We start from the raw sequence: 21,099 nt of genomic DNA on the forward strand, positions 1-21,099 counted from the left end.
CTCCAGCGGGGGCAAGCCCCCTCGCCACAAGTATCTCACTCAATGTCTGTGTCCATTGTCACAAGTCAGTGACACAACCCACCCCCTTCGTTACATGCCTACCTTCCCCCGTTGTTTATGCTGCCCCACAGTCATAACAACAAAAAAGGTACGCCATGGACACCTTCCAACCGGCCTTCAGCAGTTGGCTGAACGCACCTGCCCATCAGCAATGGCTCGCCACCGAAGGCTTGCGCCTGCTGGCTTTTGCCAAGGCTTCGAAACTGCCTGAAGGCTTCGGCAACCTCGATGAAACAGGCCGCCTCGCATCTGATGCGCAAGCACACACCATGAACACCGCGCGCATGACCCACAGCTTCGCCATGGCCCACATTCAGGGCTTGCCGGGTTTTGCCGAACTGGTCGATCACGGCGTTGCCGCCCTGCGCGGGCCGTTGCGCGACGCGCTGCATGGCGGCTGGTTCGCGGCCGCCGAACATCGCGACGGCAATACCGGCAATACCGGCAATACCGGCAATACCGGCAATACCGGCAATACCGGCAAGAACGCCTATCTGCATGCCTTCGTTGCGCTGGCTGCGAGCTCCGCGGTGGTCGCGCAGCGCCCCGGTGCGCAAGCCTTGCTCGATGATGCCATCGATATCATCGACACTTACTTCTGGAGCGAAGAAGAAGGCGCGATGCGCGAGTCTTTCAATCGCGACTGGAGCGAAGAGGAGGCGTATCGGGGTGCCAACAGCAACATGCACGCCACCGAAGCCTTCCTCGCCCTGGCCGATGTCACCGATGACAATCGCTGGCTGAGCCGCGCGCAACGGATTGTCGAGCGCGTAATCCATGGTCACGCCGCCGCCAACGATTACCTGGTGATCGAGCATTTCGACCGCGCCTGGCAGCCGCTGCGCGAGTACAGCCGCGACAATCCAGCCGACGGCTTCCGCCCCTACGGCACCACTCCGGGCCATGGTTTCGAGTGGGCGCGGCTGTTGCTGCACCTCGAAGCTTCGCGGGTGAGAGCGGGGATGCTCACACCGGGCTGGCTGGTCACCGATGCGCAAAAACTGTTCGAGCACAATTGCCTCCACGGCTGGGACGTCGATGGGGCGCCGGGCATTGTCTACACCCTGGACTGGGACAACAAAGCGGTGGTCCGCCATCGCCTGCACTGGACCCATTGCGAAGCCAGCGCCGCCGCCAGTGCCTTGCTCAAGCGCACCGGGGAAGCACAATACGAACACTGGTACCGACTATTCTGGGAGTTCTGTGACAGTCATTTCATCGACCGTTGCGATGGTAGTTGGCATCACGAACTCGACCCGCAGAACCGCCCGAGTGCCGATATCTGGCCAGGCAAGCCTGACCTTTACCACGCCTGGCAAGCCGTGCTGATTCCGCGCCTGGCGCTGGCGCCGAGCATGGCCACGGCGCTGGCGCGGTTGTCCCAGAGCGGTTCTATGTAACCATGCGGTGACATTCGCGCATCCCTTCGTTACCTGCGAGGGGATATCCCCTGTTTAGAATCCTATGCAGCGCAAGCAACAGACTTGCATGCATAACAACAAGAAAGGTGCTCCTAGATGAATGCGATTTCTCGCCTCGCTACTGTCATTTCTCTCGCTTCCCTGTCTGCACTCCCTCTCAGTGTCCTGGCCGCCGAATCCAAAGGTTCCGTTGAAGTCGTTCACTGGTGGACTTCCGGTGGTGAAAAAGCAGCGGTCGATGTCCTGAAGGCTCAAGTCGAAAAAGACGGCTTCACCTGGAAGGACGGCGCAGTCGCCGGTGGTGGCGGTTCCACGGCCATGACCGTACTCAAAAGTCGCGCCGTAGCCGGCAACCCGCCAGGCGTTGCCCAGATCAAAGGCCCGGACATCCAGGAGTGGGGCAGCACCGGCCTGCTCAGCACCGACGCGTTGAAAGAAGTATCCAAGTCCGAAAACTGGGATGGCCTGCTGTCGAAGAAAGTCTCCGACACCGTGAAGTACGAAGGTGACTACGTCGCCGTGCCGGTGAACATCCACCGCGTCAACTGGCTGTGGATCAACCCGCAAGTGTTCAAGAAAGCCGGGATCGAAAAAGCCCCGACTACCCTCGAAGAATTCTATGCCGCCGGCGACAAGCTCAAGGCCGCCGGCTTCATCGCGCTCGCCCACGGCGGTCAGCCTTGGCAGGACAGCACCGTGTTCGAAGACGTAGTGCTCTCGGTCATGGGCGCTGACGGTTACAAGAAAGCCCTGGTCGACCTGGACCAGAAAACCCTGTCCGGCCCGGAGATGACCCAGTCGTTCGCCGAGCTGAAAAAGATCACCGGCTACATGGACCCGAACCGCGCCGGTCGTGACTGGAACATCGCCGCCGCCGACGTCATCAATGGCAAGGCCGGTATGCAGATGATGGGCGACTGGGCAAAAAGCGAGTGGACGGCGGCGAAGAAGGTCGCGGGCAAGGACTACCAGTGCGTAGCATTCCCAGGCACTGAAAAAGCCTTCACCTACAACATCGACTCCCTGGCGGTGTTCAAGCTCAAGGCCGATCGCAAGGGCGACATCGCTGCCCAACAAGACCTGGCCAAGGTCGCATTGGGTACCGACTTCCAGAAAGTCTTCAGCATGAACAAGGGTTCGATCCCGGTGCGTAACGACATGCTGAACGAAATGGACAAGCTCGGCTTCGACGAGTGCGCCCAGAAGTCGGCCAAGGACTTCATCGCGGACGACAAGACCGGCGGCCTGCAACCGAGCATGGCGCACAACATGGCCACTTCCCTGGCGGTGCAAGGCGCGATCTTCGACGTGGTCACCAACTTCATGAACGACAAGGATGCTGACCCGGCCAAGGCCAGCGCCCAACTGGCCTCGGCTGTCAAAGCGGCCCAGTAATCCCTTGGCATTTACCTGAGTGAGTTCCCCCTTGTAGTCGCGAGCAGGCTCGCTCCTACAAGGGATCGCACTCCGATCCTTACATCTAAACCTGGATTATCCCGATGAGCTCTGTGGCGGTTTTCAGCAAAGCCTCACCGTTCGATGCGCTGCAACGCTGGCTACCCAAGTTGGTACTCGCGCCGAGCATGCTGATCGTGTTGGTTGGTTTCTACGGTTACATCATCTGGACGTTCATTCTGTCCTTCACCAACTCCAGCTTCATGCCGAGCTACAAGTGGGTCGGCCTGCAGCAATACATGCGCCTGATGGACAACGACCGCTGGTGGGTCGCGAGCAAGAACCTCGCGCTGTTTGGCGGCATGTTCATTGGCATCAGCCTGGTGCTGGGCGTGTTCCTCGCCGTGCTGCTGGATCAGCGCATTCGCAAGGAAGGCTTCATCCGCACCGTCTACCTGTACCCGATGGCGCTGTCGATGATCGTCACCGGTACCGCGTGGAAGTGGTTGCTCAACCCAGGCCTGGGCCTGGACAAGATGCTGCGTGACTGGGGCTGGGAAGGCTTCCGTCTCGACTGGCTGGTAGATCAGGATCGCGTGGTGTACTGCCTGGTGATCGCCGCCGTGTGGCAAGCCTCAGGGTTTGTCATGGCAATGTTCCTCGCCGGTCTGCGCGGCGTCGATCAATCGATCATCCGTGCCGCGCAAGTCGACGGGGCGAGCCTGCCGACCATCTACCTGAAGATCGTCCTGCCAAGCCTGCGCCCGGTGTTCTTCAGTGCCTTCATGATCCTGGCGCACATCGCGATCAAGAGCTTCGACCTGGTCGCGGCGATGACCGCGGGCGGTCCGGGTTACTCCTCCGACCTGCCGGCGATGTTCATGTATTCCTTCACCTTCAGCCGTGGCCAGATGGGCATCGGTTCGGCCAGCGCCATGCTGATGCTCGGCGCCGTTCTGACCATCCTCGTGCCGTACCTGTACTCCGAGCTGCGAGGCAAACGCCATGACTAATCAACTCGGCAAACCAGCCTTGAGCTTCAGCCGCATCGCTATCTACGCAACTCTGTTGCTGGCGGCAGCGGTGTACCTGATCCCGCTGGTGGTGATGCTGCTGACCAGTTTCAAATCCCCGGAAGACATCCGTACCGGCAACCTGTTGAGCTGGCCGACCGTGATTGACGGCATTGGCTGGATCAAGGCCTGGGACGTGGTCGGCGGCTACTTCTGGAACTCGGTGAAAATCACCGTGCCGGCGGTGCTGATTTCCACGTTTATTGGTGCGATGAACGGCTACGTGCTGTCGATGTGGCGCTTCCGTGGTTCGCAACTGTTCTTCGGCCTGCTGCTGTTCGGCTGCTTCCTGCCGTTCCAGACCGTGCTGTTGCCTGCCTCGTTCACCCTCGGCAAGTTCGGCCTGGCCAACACCACCACCGGCCTGGTGCTGGTGCACGTGGTCTACGGCCTGGCGTTCACCACGCTGTTCTTCCGCAACTACTACGTGAGCATTCCGGATGCGCTGGTCAAGGCCGCAAGGCTTGATGGCGCGGGCTTCTTCACGATCTTCCTGAAGATCCTGCTGCCGATGTCGATCCCGATCGTGATGGTCTGCCTGATCTGGCAGTTCACCCAGATCTGGAACGACTTCCTGTTCGGCGTGGTGTTCGCCAGTGGCGACGCCCAGCCAATTACCGTGGCCCTGAATAACCTGGTCAACACCAGCACCGGGGCCAAGGAATACAACGTTGATATGGCCGCCGCGATGATCGCCGGGCTGCCGACACTGCTGGTCTACATATTCGCTGGCAAGTATTTCCTGCGTGGGCTGACGTCCGGCGCGGTCAAGGGGTAGAAACATGGCAACTCTCGAATTACGCAACGTCAACAAGACCTACGGCCCCGGCTTGCCGGACACCCTGAAAAACATCGAACTGAAGATCGATGACGGTGAGTTCCTGATCCTGGTCGGCCCGTCGGGCTGCGGCAAGTCGACCTTGATGAACTGCATCGCCGGCCTGGAAACCATCAGCGGCGGCGCGATCCTGGTGGACGACGCCGACATCAGCGGCATGAGCCCCAAGGATCGTGACATCGCCATGGTGTTCCAGTCCTACGCGCTGTACCCGACCATGAGCGTGCGCGACAACATCGCGTTCGGCCTTAAGATCCGCAAAATGCCGACCGCCGAAATCGACGAGGAAGTCGCTCGGGTGTCCAAACTGTTGCAGATCGAACACCTGCTCAGCCGCAAACCCGGCCAGCTCTCCGGTGGCCAGCAACAGCGCGTGGCGATGGGCCGTGCCTTGGCGCGGCGGCCGAAGATTTATCTGTTCGACGAACCGCTGTCCAACCTCGACGCCAAGCTGCGGGTCGAGATGCGCACCGAAATGAAACTGATGCACCAGCGCCTGAAAACCACCACGGTCTATGTAACCCACGACCAGATCGAAGCCATGACCCTGGGCGACAAAGTGGCGGTGATGAAGGACGGGATCATCCAGCAGTTCGGTACGCCGAAGGACATCTACAACAACCCGGCCAACCTGTTCGTGGCGAGCTTCATCGGTTCGCCGCCGATGAACTTCATCCCGCTGCGCCTGCAGCGCAAGGATGGTCGTTTGCTGGCGCTGCTCGACAGCGGCCAGGCCCGTTGCGAGTTGCCGTTGGGCATGCAGGACGCCGGTCTCGAAGATCGCGAAGTGATCCTCGGCATGCGCCCTGAGCAGATCATCCTGGCCAACGGCGAAGCGAACGGTTTGCCAACCATTCGTGCCGAAGTCCAGGTCACCGAACCGACCGGGCCCGACACCCTGGTCTTCGTCAACCTCAACGACACCAAGGTCTGCTGCCGCCTGGCACCGGACGTGGCGCCAGCGGTGGGCGAGACCCTGACCCTGCAATTCGACCCGGCGAAAGTACTGCTGTTCGATGCCAAGAGTGGGGAGCGTTTGGGCGTTGCTGGCGTGCCGAAAGCCGAGGCGCATGCTGACAACGTGGCCCAATTCAAAGGCCGCTGAAGAACAAATGTGGGCGCGAGCTTTTGTGACGAGGGGGCTTGCCCCGTTGGGGTGCGAAGCGCCCCTGAAACCTGTCACTGCGATTCCGAGTCGGAAAATGGTGATTGTTTTTTACGACTGCTTCGCAGTCGAACGGGGGCAAGCCCCCTCGCCACAAAAGCCACTCCCACAGGGGGATCAGTGATGCGCGGCCTGTCGCGTATCGCAACCGTTGTAACCGCGTTAAAGAAGAAAAGTTAATAACAATAAAACGAGGAAGTAGGGATGAAGATGAAGAACAAGGCCCGGTTGATCTGCCAGGTTTCAGCAGCGGCAGCACTGGTACTGGCCGGCAATGCGATGGCCGATGAAGCGTTCAGCTCCGATTCCAAGTGGATGACGGGCGATTGGGGTGGCGAGCGTACCAAGCTGATCGAGCAAGGCATCGACATCAAGATGGACTACGTCGGTGAAGTCGGCGGCAACCTGCATGGCGGTTTCAACGATGACAAGACCGCGCGCTACGCCGACCAGTTTGGCCTGGGCGCGGCGCTGGACCTGGAGAAACTGTTCGGCTGGGATAACACCCAGGCCAAGATCCAGCTCACCAACCGTAACGGTGAGAACATCTCCAACGACCGTATCGGCGACCCGCGTGCTGGCACCTTGAGTTCCTCCCAGGAAGTCTTCGGTCGTGGACACATGGTCCGTCTGACCCAGTTGTGGATTCAGCATCAGTTCCTCGACAACAAACTGGACGTCAAAGCCGGTTACTTCGGTGAAGGTGAAGACTTCAACACCTTCCCGTGCGAATTCCAGAACCTGGCGTTCTGCGGATCCCAGGTGGGTAACTGGGCCACCAACATCTGGTACAACTGGCCGGTCAGCCAGGCGGCGATCCGCGTGAAGTACAACATCAATGACGAGCTCTACGCTCAGATTGGCGCGTACAACCAGAACACGTCGCAACTGGAGCACGGTAACGGCTTCAAGCTCAGCGGCAGTGGCACCAATGGCACCGTCCTGCCAGTCGAGCTGGTCTGGTCGCCGAAGGTCAACAGCCTGCCGGGCGAATACCGTGTCGGTTACTACAAAAGTACCGCCCCTGCCGACGACGTTCTCGAGGACGACAACGGCCAGAACGCTGCGACCACCGGCAACCCTTATCGCGTCCACGATAGCAAGCACGGCTACTGGTTCGTCGCGCAGCAACAACTGACCAGCCACAATGGCGACGCTTCCCGTGGTCTGAACATCGCGGCCAACGCTACGTTCCACGACAAGGACACCAACTTCATCGACAACTACCAGTCGCTGATGTTTGTGTACAAGGGCCCGTTCGACGCGCGTCCGAAGGATGACGTGGGCATCGGTTTCGCCCGTATCCATGTCAACGATGACGTGAAGAAAAACGCCGAGCTGACCAACGCGGCCAATGGTGTTTCGGAATACGAAAATCCGCTGTTCTCGCCGATTCGTGAAACCGAATACAACTACGAGATCAACTACGGCTTCCACGTGACCAACTGGCTGACCGTACGCCCCAACCTGCAATACGTCACGCACCCGGGTGGTGTGGATGAAGTCGACAACGCGCTGGTGGCCGGCCTGAAAATTCAGTCGGTGTTCTAACGCGTCTGCGATAAGCTTCTCTCCATGTGCGCATATTTGCGGACAGCCATGGCTGTCCGCTTTTTTTTGCGGGCCGCGCACCCCGGTGACAGTTGATTTCAGGACCGTGGCACATGCTTGAGCATCCGCTACAACGCTTCTTCAAATCCTTGCGCGAGCGATCCGTGTTTGCGTGGGAGCGCTATCAGATGCGCGACGTGCTGGTGATCGACCATCCGCTGTGTCAGGCGGTGTTCAGTCGTCAGGGCGCGCAGTTGTTGCACTTCCAGCCCAAGGGCCAGAAACCCTGGCTGTGGTGCGCGGCGAAGTGGCCGCAGGTCGGCGCCATTCGTGGCGGCGTGCCGGTGTGTTGGCCCTGGTATGGCCGGCATCCGAGCGAAAACGCCTGGCCGTCCCATGGCTGGGCGCGGTTGCTCGACTGGAAGCTGCTCGACAGCAACAGTGACGACGATGGCGTGCGATTGCATTGGCAACTGAAGTTGTGCGACTGGCAGGTGGACCTGCATGCGCACCTGGGTGAACGCATGGAACTGCGCCTGAGCACCGAGCATCAGGACGACATGCCGTGCCAGTTGAGCCAGGCTTTGCATGCTTACTGGCGTATTGGCGATGTCAGTGAGGTAGCGCTGTCTGGGCTCGAGGGCGCGCAGGGTTACGACCAGTTGAGCCGGCAGGTTTGTCAGCAGGAAGGCGAATTGCGCGTGGACGGCGGATGCCAGCGTGTGTTCCAGCACGACGGCGAATTGCAGTTGAACGACCATGCCTGGGACCGGGCGTTGTGCATTGATACCGGGGATACGGCAGACACGGTGGTGTGGCATCCCGGTTCACGTCCGTTGCTCGGCGTGACCTGGAACGAGATATCCGAATTTGTCTGTGTGGAAGCGGCGAGCGGCGGTACCGACAGCCTGTGCCTGAAGCCTGGGGAGCGGGCGCATTTGAGTTTGCAGGCGCGGGTGGGGGCTTAGTTCAAGGGCGGCTGTGCCTGGACTGCCGCCATCGCGAGCAAGCTCGCGATGAGGCCAGGACGGTCAGCGCAAATGTTGGATCAGTTGAACTCATCCCCAACCGGATACCGGCTGGCATTCAAGCTCTCCTTGATCTTGCGCAAATGCGGCTGGAAATCCACGCCCCGGCGCAAGGTCATGCCGGTGGCGAGCACATCCAGCACGGTCAGCTGGATGATCCGCGACGTCATCGGCATGTAGATGTCGGTGTCTTCCGGCAGCGGAATGTTCAGGCTCAGGGTGCTGGCCTTGGCCAGTGGCGAGTTCTCGGCGGTCAGGCCAAGCACCGAGGCGCCGTTTTCCCGGGCGATGCGCGCCACTTCCACCAGTTCTCGGGTGCGACCGGTGTAGGAAATGATCACGAACAACTCGCCTGTATGGGCCACCGAGGCAATCATGCGCTGCATCAGCACATCCGCGTGGGCCGTGACGGCGAGGTTGAAACGGAAGAACTTGTGCTGCGCATCCAGTGCCACCGGGGCCGAGGCGCCGAGGCCGAAGAAGTGGATCTGCCGCGCCTGAATCAGCAGGTCGACGGCGCGGCTGATCAGGTTCGGGTCCAGTGCCTGGCAGGCGCTGTCCAGCGAGGCGATGGCGCTGCCGAAGATTTTCTGGGTGTAGGCCTCCGGATTGTCGTCGGCTTCCACCGCGCGGCTGACATAGGCGGCACCACTGGCCAGGCTCTGGGCCAGTTGCAGCTTGAGCTCGGGGTAGCCGCTGACGCCGAACGAACGGCAGAAACGGTTGACCGTCGGTTCGCTGACCGAGGCGGCCTGGGCGAGGGCGGCGATGCTGAAGCGGGTGGCCTGCTGCGGGTTGAGCAGGATCACCTCGGCGACTTTGCGTTCGGCCTTGTTCAGGTCTTCAAGGCGATTCTGGATTTGCTCCAGTAAATTTCGCACGCGGTCCATATAAGTTTCCTTGATTCACCGGCACCGATAAGCGCGCGGCTAATGCAAAAAGGGCCTTTGGTGAGGCCCGTAACGGTGGCCTATCCTACTGATGGCTCCGACCGACCACCACTCGGAATCTGTATTTTGCGAAAATGTTGTGGTTATTACTACATTTTCCCTTGAGTGATGCCTTGAAAAAAGGTATTTGTAGCTTAACTTGATAAAAGAACAAACATCATGCTCTCGATTACGGTTGAACCGTGCACCTTTGCCTTGTTCGGCGCCCTTGGCGACCTGGCCTTGCGCAAGCTGTTTCCTGCCCTTTATCAACTCGACGGCGCCGGCCTGTTGCACGAGGACACGCGGATCATCGCGCTGGCTCGTGAGCCGGGCAGCGAGCAGGAACACCTGGCGTTCATCACCTCCGAGCTGCGCCGCTATGTCGGTGCCAAAGAGCTGGACGAAGCCGTGGTCGAGCGCTTTCTGGCGCGCCTGAGCTACCTGCACGTCGACTTCCTCAACGCCGAAGATTATGTGGCCCTTGCCGAATCCGCCGGCAGTTCGCAGCGGGTCATCGCCTACTTTGCGACCCCGGCCGCCGTGTATGGCGCGATTTGCGAGAACCTGGCCAAGGTCGGCCTGGCACAAAACACCCGTGTGGTGCTGGAAAAGCCCATCGGTTCGGACCTGGAGTCCTCGCGCAAGGTCAACGACGCCGTGGCGCAGTTCTTCCCGGAGAACCGCACCTACCGCATCGACCACTATCTGGGCAAAGAGACCGTCCAGAACCTGATCGCCCTGCGTTTCGCCAACAGCCTGTTCGAAACCCAGTGGAACCAGAACTACATCTCCCACGTGGAAATCACCGTGGCCGAGAAGGTCGGTATCGAAGGCCGCTGGGGTTACTTCGACAAGGCCGGCCAGCTGCGGGACATGATCCAGAATCACCTGCTGCAACTGCTCTGCCTGATCGCCATGGACCCGCCGGCCGACTTGTCCGCCGACAGCATCCGCGACGAGAAGGTCAAAGTGCTCAAGGCCCTGGCGCCGATCAGCCCGGAAGGCCTGACCACTCAAGTGGTGCGCGGCCAGTACATCGCCGGCTACAGCGAAGGCAAAGCGGTACCGGGGTACCTGGAAGAACCCAATTCCAACACCCAGAGCGACACCGAAACCTTTGTCGCCCTGCGTGCCGACATCCGCAACTGGCGCTGGGCCGGCGTGCCGTTTTACCTGCGTACCGGCAAGCGCATGCCGCAGAAGCTGTCGCAGATCGTCATCCACTTCAAGGAACCGTCGCACTACATCTTCGCTCCCGAGCAGCGCCTGCAAATCAGCAACAAACTGATTATCCGCCTGCAGCCGGACGAAGGCATTTCCTTGCGTGTCATGACCAAAGATCAAGGCCTGGACAAGGGCATGCAGCTGCGTAGCGGTCCGTTGCAACTGAATTTTTCCGACACCTGGAGCAGCGCACGGATTCCCGATGCCTACGAGCGGTTGTTGCTGGAAGTGATGCGCGGCAATCAGAACCTGTTTGTCCGTAAAGATGAAATCGAAGCCGCGTGGAAGTGGTGTGACCAGTTAATCGCCGGGTGGAAAAAATCCGGTGATGCGCCCAAGCCGTACGCGGCTGGGTCCTGGGGGCCGATGAGCTCCATTGCACTGATCACGCGGGACGGGAGGTCGTGGTATGGCGATATCTGATTTGAAACTGCCGCAGGGCGTCAGCGCCCATGCATACAAGAGCCCGGTGCTGCTGGCTGAAAGCCTGGCACTGAACGTGGCGAAACAACTGAGCGACGCGATCGACGCCCAGGGCACTGCGACCCTGGTGGTTTCCGGTGGCCGCAGCCCGGTGGCATTTTTCCAGCACCTGGCCAAGCAGACGCTGGACTGGTCGAACGTGGTGATCAGCCTGGCCGACGAGCGCTGGGTGCCGGTCGAACACGCCGACAGCAACGCCGGCCTGATCAAGCGTTACCTGCTGCAAGGCCCGGCGGCCAAGGCGCAGTTCCTCAGCCTGTACAGCGCCAGTGCCAACCTGGAGCAGGCGGCCGAGCAGGCCGACCGTTTGCTGTCGGAGTTGCCGGTGATCGACATGCTGATCCTCGGCATGGGCGATGACGGCCACACCGCGTCGCTGTTCCCCAACAGCCCGAACCTTGCCGAGGCATTGCAGGCCGATGGCGTTCGTCGCTGCTGGCCGATGCTGGCGCCGACCGTGCCGCATCAGCGCCTGACCATGAGCCGCGCGCTGCTGGCCTCGGCCAAACACAAGGTTCTATCGATTTCCGGTCAGTCCAAGCTGACCACCCTGAGTACCGCACTGGCCGGCGACGATGTCGCCGCAATGCCGATTCGCGCGTTTCTGCAACCCACGTTAGAGATTTACTGGTGCCCATGAGCCAAGGAACAGCCGCTATGACAAACCCATCCCCGACCGTTTCCATGGCGGACAAAGTTGCCCTGATCGACAGCATCTGCGCGAAAGCGCGGATCCTGCCGGTGATCACCATCGCCCGCGAGCAAGACGTTTTGCCGCTGGCCGACGCCCTTGCAGCCGGTGGCCTGACAGCCCTGGAAGTGACCCTGCGTTCGCAATTCGGCCTCAAGGCCATCCAGATTCTGCGCGAGCAGCGTCCGGAACTGGTGACCGGCGCCGGCACCGTGCTGGATCGCCACATGTTGGCGGCGGCGGAAGCGGCGGGCTCGCAATTCATCGTCACCCCGGGTATCACCCGCGACCTGCTGGAAGCCAGCGTCGCCAGCCCGATTCCACTGTTGCCGGGCATCAGCAATGCCTCGGGCATCATGGAAGGCTACGGCCTGGGTTATCGCCGCTTCAAGCTGTTCCCGGCTGAAGTCAGCGGCGGCGTCGCGGCCATCAAGGCTTTGGGCGGTCCGTTCGGCGAAGTGAAATTCTGCCCGACCGGCGGCGTGGGACCTGCCAACATCAAGAGCTACATGGCGTTGAAAAACGTCATGTGCGTGGGCGGTAGCTGGATGCTTGATCCGGAGTGGATCAAGAACGGCGACTGGGCCCGCATTCAGGAATGCACCGCCGAGGCTTTGGCGCTGCTGGACTGATCGCTTCACCCTACACCTCGTTGTGTGTTCTACGGCTTTACGGTGCGCTTGGTCGGTGCACCGTTTTTTTTTGCCCGGAACAAACAGGTACGACTCGAAACCTGTGGGAGCGGGGACATCATGCGATACATAGTTACCACATGACGAAAATCGACCGGTGCTAGCCTGCGTTCATCTTATGGAAGAGAGAACGTCATGGACGCTACCACCTCAGTTGCACCCCCGGCACCGCTTTACCTGCTATCCCCCGAACAAATCGCCGGCCCGTATTTCCGCAACCCCAAACTGATCCGCAGAAACATCAGCGAAGGCGCTGAAGGCGTTCCGTTGGTGTTGCGGCTGACCATTGTCGATGCCATGACCGGTGAGCCGGTCCCCGATGCGCTGGTGGATATCTGGCACTGCAATGCCCGCGGTGCCTATTCGGGCTGGAGCAAGATCAACCCGGACGTCGAGGTCGATACCGGTGACATCGGCGCCGTCCCGCGCACCGATGACGATACCTACCTGCGCGGCGGGCAGTTCACCGACAAGTCGGGCACCGTGCGTTTCACCACGATCTATCCGGGTTTTTACGCCGGCCGCGCCTTGCACATTCACGTCGCGGTGCGCATCACGGCCGGCAACAACTATCTGCAAGAGCGGCATGTCGCCTGGGTCGGGCAGCTTTACCTGCCTGAAGTGGCCTCGCGCTCGGTACTCGGCAGCCGCGCGTACAGCGGCCGAACCGTGCCGGCCCTGACCAACGATCAGGACTTTTTCTATACAACCATGGGCGGTGAAGAATCGACCTTGAACGTGCACACCCTGGGGCGGGATTCGGCTGAAGACGGCTACTTCGGGCAGATGACCATCGGCATCGACACGTTCGCCGTGTCGACACAGATCAAGCCCGAGGACTTTGACAAGTACACCGTCTGAGGTCAGCCCAGTTCGGTCAGTGCCCTGGCCAGCACATCCATGTCGGCCGCCGTTGTGGTTAGCCCCGGTGTAATGCGGATGCACGGACCACACGCCGCGCCGCTGCGGGTCACGGTGAACAGGTTGTACTCATTGAGCAGGCGCTCGACCATGGCTTGCTGGTCGGCATGCCGGGTAAAGCGCAACGAGGTGATTCCGCAATACAGGCGCGGGTCATCCGGGGTCAGGACTTCTACGCCCGGCAACGGCCGCGCCGCACTGACCCAGCGGTTGCGCAGATAATTGAGCCGCGCGCCCTTGGCCGCAGCACCACCCATCGCCCAATGTTCTTCGAGCACCAGCGGCAGAGTCAGCAGCGCCGGGATGTTGGGGGTGCTGTACGGGGTGCGGGCGCGAATGTCAGTGGGTGGAAAATGCATTTCACCCATGTCCGGATCGATGTCGGCCAGGCGTTCGGGGGCGATGTAGATAAAGCCGAGGGTCAGCGGTGCACCGATCCACTTGTGCAGATTGAAGCCGGCGAAAGCGATACCGAGTTCGGTCAGGTCAAATTCGAGTTGGCCGAGGGCATGGGCGCCGTCGAGGATGACATCGATGCCATGTTCCTTCGCAGCCGCTGCAATCGCTTGCACCGGCATCACCAGGCCCGTGCGATGGGTGACGTGGGTCAGGGCCATCAGCTTCAGCCGCGGATACCGTGCGAAGGCTTCCCGATAGGTATTGAGCAGGCCGTCGAAGGTTGCCGGGTGTGCGTGTTCGATCTCGATCACTTCGACACCACGATTACGCGCCAGCCAGCGCATGGCGCCCTTGACCGTGTCGTATTCCAGATCGCAAATCAGTACCTGATCACCGGGCTGCAACCGGTTGTAGTTGCGGATCAGCGACTGCAAACCTTCCGAGGCGTTACGGGTCAGGGCGATGCTTTCAGCGGGTACGCCAATCAACCTGGCCAGTTGCGCGCGGATCTTCAGGCTGTCGCCCTGTTCGAAACGCTGGCGCACGTACACCGAATTGCTGCGGTTGATCAGTTCGATGTTGCGCTGGTATTCCTCGACCACCGTGCGCGACATGCGTCCGAAGTAACCGTTCTCCAGGTTGAGCGGGCCGGGTTCGACATCGTAGCGGTCGGCAAAGGTTTGCCAGAAGGCTTCATCACGGGCGCGGCGGGTGTTGTCGGGCATGGGGGACTCGTCAGGTGATTCAGTGGCGCGGGGCAGGTTTACCGTGTTTGGCGCGCAGCGGTTCGAGCAAGTCCGACAAACCGTTGTGGTCGATTTCCTGCATCAGGGCCAGCAGGCCACCCAACTCGCCATGGGGGAAACCCTCCCGGGCGAACCAGTTCAGGTAAGGGCCGGGCAGGTCGGCAATGATTCGACCCTTGTACTTGCCGAAGGGCATTTCGCGGGTGATCAACAGTTCGAGCTTTTCAGGGTTCATCAATCGGTCGTCTTGATTCAGTCTGTCTGGAAAATACAGGCATTCTGCATGCAGGCCAAATGACAGATCATGCAAATAAAACGGATACAGATTTTCTGATAATGGATAACGGTTTGAAAAATAAGGAATAAACAAACAGTTCCGGGCTGGCATGCAGGGTGCACTACTCATTGCATCTTTCATCAACCGAGAGGAACTGAAAAATGACCGACATGAAAAAAGAAGCGATTTCTGTACTCAACGACCTGATTGAAACCAGCAAGGACGGTCAGGCCGGGTTCAAGACTTGCGCTGAAGACATCAAGCACCCGGAACTCAAAACCCTGTTCATCAAGCGTTCGACCGATTGTGGGACGGCCGCTGCGGAGCTGCAGTCTGCCGTGCGTTCGATGGGGGGCGATCCGCAAACCTCCACCAGTGTCAGCGGCGACCTGCACCGTCGTTGGGTCGACGTGAAATCGATGTTCACCGGCAAGGGCGAGGAAGCGGTACTCAATGAAGCCGAGCGCGGTGAAGACCATGCGTTGAAGGCTTACCGGGACGCCATGGAGAAAATCAACAAGCACAACCTGGTGGGCATTCGCGACTTGGTTGAGCGTCAGTACCACGGCGCGCAGCGTAACCACGACCAGGTAAAAGCCCTGCGTAACCAGGCGCGTGCACGTTCGTAAGCCAAGCTGAAACAACTGTGGGAGCGAGCAAGCCCGCTCCCACAGTTGTTTGTTTTTGACCCGTCAATCAGCCGATGCTGATTGCCGGCAGCTCGGTCAACGTCACGCTCTGTTGCTTGCGTGGCGCGAGGATTTCCGCCTCACCGTCCACCACCAGTTCATCGCGCTGGTTGAACACGCGAGTGGCAATGCGCACGCGAAACTTCGGCAGTTTTTCCAGGATTTCCAGGCGCACGGTCAGGGTGTCGCCGATCTTCACCGGTTTCTGAAAGCTCATTTGCTGGCCGATGTAGATGGTCCCCGGGCCAGGCAATTTGCAGGCGACCGCTGCGCTGATCAACGCGCCGCTGAACATGCCGTGGGCGATGCGCTCCTTGAACATGGTGCTGGCGGCGTATTCGGCATCCAGGTGTACCGGGTTGTGGTCGCCGGACATCGCAGCGAACAACTGGATGTCGCGCTCTTCGACCGTCTTGCTGAAACTGGCGGTCTGGCCGACTTCGAGGGCTTCGTAAGGGGTGTTGGTAACCTGGGTCATCTGTCTCAATTCCTGTGACGAATTAAAAAATTCACAAAAAAACTATTCGGACCGGTGCGGCCGAGGAGCGCTCAAGGCCTGTGCGATCCAGTTCAGCACATCGGCGATGATTTCATCGCGGTTGCTCTCATTGAACAGTTCGTGCCGCGCCTGCGGGTAAACGGTCAGTTGCAGGTGCCGGCTGCCGGCCGCTCGCAGCGCGTCGGCCAGATCGTTGAGACGCTTGCCTTCGCTCACCGGATCACATTCGCCGCCAATCACCAGCAGCGGCAGGCCCGGGTCGATCTGGGCGAGATTGGACGCTTTGCTGATTTGCTGCAAGCCGCCGAGCAAATCGATCCACAGTTGATTGGTGCAACGAAAACCGCAGAGCGGGTCGTTGACGTACAGATCGACCTGCGCCGGATCACGGCTGAGCCAGTCGAACGGTGTGCGTGCCGGTTTGAATTTGTTGTTGAACGAGCCGAACGACAGCCATTCGATCAAAGCGCTGCGTCCTTTGCGGCCTTGGCGCAGGCGTTCGAAACGGGCGATTTGCCGTGCCGCGCGATAAAGCGCCACAGGCTGGAAGTTCGAGCCGCTGAGGATTGCCCCGTGCAGGCTGGCACTGTGGTGCAGCAGATAGGCCTGGGCGATGTAACTGCCCATGCTGTGACCGAGCAGTACGATCGGGATACCAGGGTGCTGCTGGCCGATGTGCTGGTTGAGGCTGGCCAGGTCGCTGACGACCTTGCACCAGCCATCGTCATCGGCGAAATGTCCGAGTGTCCCGTTTTCGGCAGTTTTGCCATGTCCACGCAGGTCCGGCGCGCATACGCCATAGCCCTGGTCACAGAGTTTTTCCGCCAGGGGGCCATAGCGGCCGCTGTGTTCGGCCATGCCGTGGGCCAGCAGAATCATTGCCTTGAGGCTGCCGTCGGGGAGCCACTGATTGACGAAGAGGCGGCTGTGGTCGCTCGTGGTCAGCCAGAAAGTGTCATGGATCATGGCGGTTCCTTTGCATGAGGCTGCCTGGTTGGAAACAGCTCGTTGCAGTTTATAGCGCATCCTTGGCTGGGCGTCTGATCAGCCTACGCCACGGCGAGTAGATTCATACGGTCAATGACGGCCGTGGGCATATTTGCCTGCTACGTCATAACTGCTAGTGTCCGTGAAGCTCCGCTTTTTGCATTTTTTTTGAAAAGTGACAGAAAAGTGGCCCCGGATAGATTCAGGTAAAGAGGACAACAACAATGCAACCTGATTTCTGGAATGACAAACGCCCGGCCGGCGTCCCCCTGGATATCGATCTGGGAGCCTACAAGTCGGTGATCGAGGTGTTCGAGCGTTCCTGCAAGAAGTTTGCTGACCGCCCTGCGTTCAGCAACATGGGCGTGACCCTGACCTACGCCGAACTGGAACGCCAGAGCGCTGCCTTCGCCGGCTACCTGCAAGCCCACACCGACCTGGTGCCGGGTGACCGCATTGCGGTGCAGATGCCCAACGTCCTGCATTACCCGATTGCCGTGTTCGGTGCCTTGCGCGCCGGATTGATTGTGGTCAACACCAACCCGTTGTACACCGCGCGGGAAATGCGCCACCAGTTCAAGGACTCCGGTGCCCGGGCGCTGGTGTACCTGAACATGTTCGGCCAGAAAGTCCAGGAAGTGCTGCCCGACACCGATATCCAGTACCTGATCGAAGCGAAGATGGGCGACCTGATGCCCACCGCCAAGGGGTGGCTGGTCAACACGGTGGTGAGCAAGGTCAAGAAAATGGTTCCGGACTACTCCTTGCCCCAGGCCGTTTCCTTCAAGAGTGCGCTGCGCATGGGCCGTGGCCTGGGTATCAAGCCGCTGAAGGTCGGCCTCGACGACATCGCCGTGCTGCAATACACCGGTGGCACCACCGGCCTGGCCAAGGGCGCGATGCTGACCCACGGCAACCTGGTGGCGAACATGCAACAGGCACGGGCCTGCCTCAGCCAGTCGGCCAGCGACGGTCAGCCGCTGCTGCGCGAAGGTCAGGAGGTGATGATCGCGCCGCTGCCGCTGTACCACATCTATGCTTTCACGGCGAACTGCATGTGCATGATGGTGACCGGCAACCACAACGTGCTGATCACCAACCCACGGGACATCGCCGGCTTCATCAAGGAACTGAAGAACTGGCGGTTCTCGGCGCTGCTGGGGCTGAACACGCTGTTCGTCGCGCTGATGGATCACCCGGACTTCAAGACCCTGGACTTCTCCAGCCTCAAGCTCACCAACTCCGGCGGCACCGCGCTGGTCAAGGCCACCGCCGAGCGTTGGGAACAACTGACCGGTTGCCGCATCACCGAAGGTTACGGCCTGACCGAAACTTCGCCGGTGGCCTGCACCAACCCCTACGGCGATCAATCGCGGATCGGTACGGTCGGCATGCCGGTACCGGGCACCACGCTGAAAGTCATCAGCGATGACGGCGTCGAACAACCTTTGGGTGAGCGCGGCGAGCTATGCATCAAGGGCCCGCAGATCATGAAGGGCTACTGGCAGAAACCTGATGCCACGGCCGAGGTGCTGGATGCCGAGGGCTGGTTCAAGTCCGGTGACATTGCGGTGATCGACCCGGACGGTTTCGTGCGCATCGTTGACCGCAAGAAGGACATGATCATTGTCTCGGGTTTCAACGTGTACCCGAACGAGATCGAAGACATCGTGATGGCTCACCCTAAAGTCGCCAACTGTGCGGTCATCGGTGTGCCAGATGAGCGGTCGGGAGAGGCGGTGAAGTTGTTCGTGGTGGCCCGAGAAGCGGGCGTCAGCCTTGAAGAGCTGAAGGCTTACTGCAAGGAGAACTTCACGGCGTACAAAGTACCGAAGCACATCGTACTGCGCGAATCATTGCCGATGACGCCGGTGGGCAAGATTTTGCGGCGGGAGTTGCGTGATATCGCCTGATCGGTGAATGGCCGCGCCTGGCGCGGATCGCGGGCAAGCCACGCTCCCACAGGTTCACTGTTGTGCACATACTATGTGTACGACGCGAATCTTGTGGGAGCGGGCTTGCCCGCGATGCTTTTCGGCGTACGCTAAAGCCCCGGTTTCTGCGGGCTACAGGTCTTTATAGGTTTTTTGCTCTAAAATGACTGCCTTAAGGTCTTGAGTCACAAATGTGACCGTAGAGGCCGCTTTTGGCTCTAGTCGACCCTTGGCAAAGCTGCTACTCTCGGCGCGCTTTGTGACTTCTCGGCCTTCTATCAGCCAGATTCACCAATGACCAAACACCAATAATAATCGCATCAAATGCGGTGCTGAATTCGCGTTGCTGAGGAGTGGGCTTCCATGATCGAAGACTTTTGGAAGGATAAGTACCCAGCTGGGATTGCTGCCGACATCAATCCAGACGAGTATCCGAATATTCAGGCAGTGTTGAAGCAATCCTGCCAACGCTTCGCCAACAAGCCGGCATTCAGCAACCTGGGCAAGACACTCACCTACGGTGAACTGTACGAATTGTCCGGTGCGTTTGCCGCTTACCTGCAACAGCATACCGATTTGCAGCCCGGCGATCGAATCGCCGTGCAACTGCCCAATGTGCTGCAGTACCCGGTTGCCGTCTTCGGCGCCATCCGCGCCGGGCTGATCGTGGTCAACACCAACCCGCTGTACACCGCACGGGAAATGGAACACCAATTCAACGACTCCGGTGCCAAGGCCCTGGTCTGCCTGGCCAACATGGCGCACCTGGCGGAAACCGTGGTGCCGAAAACCGGCGTCAAGCACGTGATTGTCACCGAAGTCGCCGACCTGCTGCCGCCGCTCAAGCGTCTGCTGATCAACAGCGTCATCAAGTACGTGAAGAAGATGGTGCCGGCCTACCACTTGCCCAAGGCCGTCAAGTTCAACGACGTGCTGAGCAAAGGCCTGGGCCAGCCAGTGGCCGAAGCCAACCCGGCCAGCGGTGATGTCGCGGTGCTGCAATACACCGGCGGCACCACGGGCGTGGCCAAGGGCGCGATGCTGACCCACCGCAACCTGGTGGCGAACATGCTGCAGTGCAAGGCGCTGATGGGTTCCAACCTCAATGAAGGTTGCGAGATCCTGATAACGCCGCTGCCGCTGTACCACATCTATGCGTTCACCTTTCATTGCATGGCGATGATGCTGGCGGGCAACCACAACATCCTGATCAGCAACCCGCGCGACCTGCCGGCGATGGTCAAGGAACTGTCGAAGTGGAAGTTCAGCGGCTTCGTCGGCCTGAACACGCTGTTCGTGGCCCTGTGCAACAACGAAGGCTTCCGCAAGCTGGATTTCTCCGCGCTGAAAGTCACCTTGTCGGGCGGCATGGCCCTGCAACTGGCCGCGGCCGAACGCTGGAAAGCGGTGACCGGTTGCGCCATCTGCGAAGGCTACGGCATGACCGAAACCAGCCCGGTGGCGACGGTGAACCCGATCCAGCACATCCAGATCGGCACCATCGGCATTCCGGTGCCGTCGACCCTGTGCAAAGTCATCAACGATGCCGGTGTCGAGCAGCCATTGGGCGAAATCGGCGAGTTGTGCGTGAAGGGTCCGCAAGTCATGAAGGGTTACTGGCAGCGCCAGGAAGCCACCGATGAAATTCTCGACAGCGAAGGCTGGTTGAAGACCGGTGACATCGCGCTGATCCAGCCCGATGGCTACATGCGCATTGTCGATCGCAAGAAAGACATGATCCTGGTGTCCGGTTTCAACGTGTACCCGAACGAGCTCGAAGACGTGCTGGCCACCCTGCCAGGCGTGCTGCAATGCGCGGCCATCGGAATACCGGACGAGAAGTCGGGCGAGGCGATCAAGATTTTCATCGTCGCCAAGCCGGGCGTGACCCTGACCAAGGAACAGGTGATGGAGCATATGCGCGCCAACGTCACTGGGTACAAGGTCCCGCGCTCCGTGGAGTTCCGCGATGCACTGCCGACCACCAACGTCGGCAAGATCCTGCGTCGTGAATTGCGCGATGAAGAGCTGAAGAAGATCAACGCGAAGAAAGCCACCGCGTAATCAACAAAAAGCCCCGCAGATGCGGGGCTT

At 60.1% G+C, this 21,099-nt stretch carries 19 protein-coding genes; 14 read left to right on the forward strand and 5 right to left on the reverse strand.

The genetic code is table 11. The features are described from left to right. The first annotated feature begins 155 nt into the window (after positions 1 to 155). From KGB07_RS12085 to KGB07_RS12115, 7 genes are all read left to right on the forward strand, one after another. Complete coding sequence (locus KGB07_RS12085) at positions 156 to 1,460, forward strand: AGE family epimerase/isomerase (RefSeq protein WP_223465487.1); 1,305 nt, start codon at positions 156 to 158, stop codon at positions 1,458 to 1,460. A gap of 117 nt (positions 1,461 to 1,577) precedes the next feature. Next, complete coding sequence (locus KGB07_RS12090) at positions 1,578 to 2,876, forward strand: ABC transporter substrate-binding protein (protein WP_223465488.1); 1,299 nt, start codon at positions 1,578 to 1,580, stop codon at positions 2,874 to 2,876. Positions 2,877 to 2,980: 104 nt separating this feature from the next. After that, complete coding sequence (locus KGB07_RS12095; RefSeq protein ID WP_008032969.1) at positions 2,981 to 3,889, forward strand: carbohydrate ABC transporter permease; 909 nt, start codon at positions 2,981 to 2,983, stop codon at positions 3,887 to 3,889. Then, complete coding sequence (locus KGB07_RS12100; protein ID WP_007995997.1) at positions 3,882 to 4,727, forward strand: carbohydrate ABC transporter permease; 846 nt, start codon at positions 3,882 to 3,884, stop codon at positions 4,725 to 4,727. The genes KGB07_RS12095 and KGB07_RS12100 overlap by 8 nt, the downstream gene beginning before the upstream one ends. Positions 4,728 to 4,731: 4 nt before the next feature. Then, on the forward strand, positions 4,732 to 5,892 hold the full coding sequence (locus tag KGB07_RS12105; RefSeq protein WP_046042253.1) for an ABC transporter ATP-binding protein: 1,161 nt from the start codon (positions 4,732 to 4,734) through the stop codon (positions 5,890 to 5,892). Positions 5,893 to 6,156: 264 nt separating this feature from the next. Then, on the forward strand, positions 6,157 to 7,503 hold the full coding sequence (locus tag KGB07_RS12110) for a carbohydrate porin (RefSeq protein WP_046042254.1): 1,347 nt from the start codon (positions 6,157 to 6,159) through the stop codon (positions 7,501 to 7,503). 113 nt (positions 7,504 to 7,616) lie between these two features. Further along, positions 7,617 to 8,471, forward strand: a complete 855-nt coding sequence (locus KGB07_RS12115; RefSeq protein WP_223465489.1) for a D-hexose-6-phosphate mutarotase — start codon at positions 7,617 to 7,619, stop codon at positions 8,469 to 8,471. Positions 8,472 to 8,551: 80 nt separating this feature from the next. Here the strand turns inward: KGB07_RS12115 and KGB07_RS12120 are convergent, their stop codons facing one another. Beyond that, the gene (locus KGB07_RS12120; RefSeq protein ID WP_177408821.1) at positions 8,552 to 9,412 is read right to left on the reverse strand and encodes a MurR/RpiR family transcriptional regulator; all 861 of its coding nucleotides are present in this window, start codon (positions 9,410 to 9,412) and stop codon (positions 8,552 to 8,554) included. Between the two features lie 228 nt (positions 9,413 to 9,640). Between KGB07_RS12120 and zwf the strand changes: the two genes are divergently transcribed. The 4 genes from zwf (at position 9,641) to KGB07_RS12140 (ending at position 13,414) form a co-directional block, all read left to right on the forward strand. Further along, complete coding sequence (gene zwf, locus KGB07_RS12125) at positions 9,641 to 11,110, forward strand: glucose-6-phosphate dehydrogenase (protein ID WP_223465491.1); 1,470 nt, start codon at positions 9,641 to 9,643, stop codon at positions 11,108 to 11,110. After that, on the forward strand, positions 11,097 to 11,810 hold the full coding sequence (gene pgl, locus KGB07_RS12130; RefSeq protein WP_046042258.1) for a 6-phosphogluconolactonase: 714 nt from the start codon (positions 11,097 to 11,099) through the stop codon (positions 11,808 to 11,810). Before zwf ends, pgl begins: the two co-directional genes overlap by 14 nt. Before the next feature lie 17 nt (positions 11,811 to 11,827). Then, the gene (locus tag KGB07_RS12135; RefSeq protein ID WP_008050561.1) at positions 11,828 to 12,493 is read left to right on the forward strand and encodes a bifunctional 4-hydroxy-2-oxoglutarate aldolase/2-dehydro-3-deoxy-phosphogluconate aldolase; all 666 of its coding nucleotides are present in this window, start codon (positions 11,828 to 11,830) and stop codon (positions 12,491 to 12,493) included. A 195-nt stretch (positions 12,494 to 12,688) separates the two neighbouring features. After that, on the forward strand, positions 12,689 to 13,414 hold the full coding sequence (locus KGB07_RS12140) for an intradiol ring-cleavage dioxygenase (RefSeq protein WP_046042260.1): 726 nt from the start codon (positions 12,689 to 12,691) through the stop codon (positions 13,412 to 13,414). A 2-nt stretch (positions 13,415 to 13,416) separates the two neighbouring features. On the opposite strand, the gene KGB07_RS12145 is transcribed toward KGB07_RS12140, so the two are convergent. Both KGB07_RS12145 and KGB07_RS12150 read right to left on the reverse strand, forming a co-directional pair. Next, positions 13,417 to 14,598, reverse strand: coding sequence for an aminotransferase class V-fold PLP-dependent enzyme (locus KGB07_RS12145; RefSeq protein ID WP_223465493.1), 1,182 nt, complete (start codon positions 14,596 to 14,598; stop codon positions 13,417 to 13,419). A 19-nt stretch (positions 14,599 to 14,617) separates the two neighbouring features. Beyond that, positions 14,618 to 14,854, reverse strand: coding sequence for a DUF3820 family protein (locus KGB07_RS12150; protein WP_003227425.1), 237 nt, complete (start codon positions 14,852 to 14,854; stop codon positions 14,618 to 14,620). A gap of 203 nt (positions 14,855 to 15,057) precedes the next feature. On the opposite strand from KGB07_RS12150, the gene KGB07_RS12155 reads away from it, so the two are divergent. After that, on the forward strand, positions 15,058 to 15,525 hold the full coding sequence (locus KGB07_RS12155; protein ID WP_046042262.1) for a ferritin-like domain-containing protein: 468 nt from the start codon (positions 15,058 to 15,060) through the stop codon (positions 15,523 to 15,525). A gap of 67 nt (positions 15,526 to 15,592) precedes the next feature. Here the strand turns inward: KGB07_RS12155 and KGB07_RS12160 are convergent, their stop codons facing one another. Then, positions 15,593 to 16,063, reverse strand: a complete 471-nt coding sequence (locus tag KGB07_RS12160; RefSeq protein ID WP_223465495.1) for a MaoC family dehydratase — start codon at positions 16,061 to 16,063, stop codon at positions 15,593 to 15,595. A gap of 42 nt (positions 16,064 to 16,105) precedes the next feature. Continuing rightward, the gene (locus KGB07_RS12165) at positions 16,106 to 17,050 is read right to left on the reverse strand and encodes an alpha/beta hydrolase (protein WP_223465497.1); all 945 of its coding nucleotides are present in this window, start codon (positions 17,048 to 17,050) and stop codon (positions 16,106 to 16,108) included. Between the two features lie 245 nt (positions 17,051 to 17,295). On the opposite strand from KGB07_RS12165, the gene fadD2 reads away from it, so the two are divergent. After that, positions 17,296 to 18,984 (forward strand): long-chain-fatty-acid--CoA ligase FadD2, encoded by a 1,689-nt coding sequence (gene fadD2, locus KGB07_RS12170; protein WP_046042264.1) that lies wholly within the window; start codon positions 17,296 to 17,298, stop codon positions 18,982 to 18,984. Positions 18,985 to 19,368: 384 nt separating this feature from the next. Next, the gene (gene fadD1, locus KGB07_RS12175) at positions 19,369 to 21,069 is read left to right on the forward strand and encodes a long-chain-fatty-acid--CoA ligase FadD1 (RefSeq protein ID WP_046042265.1); all 1,701 of its coding nucleotides are present in this window, start codon (positions 19,369 to 19,371) and stop codon (positions 21,067 to 21,069) included. The last annotated feature ends 30 nt before the right edge of the window (positions 21,070 to 21,099 follow it).

It is taken from the genome of Pseudomonas sp. GL-RE-26 (assembly GCF_019956275.1).
In the GTDB taxonomy this organism is placed as follows: Bacteria; Pseudomonadota; Gammaproteobacteria; order Pseudomonadales; family Pseudomonadaceae; genus Aquipseudomonas; species Aquipseudomonas grandcourensis.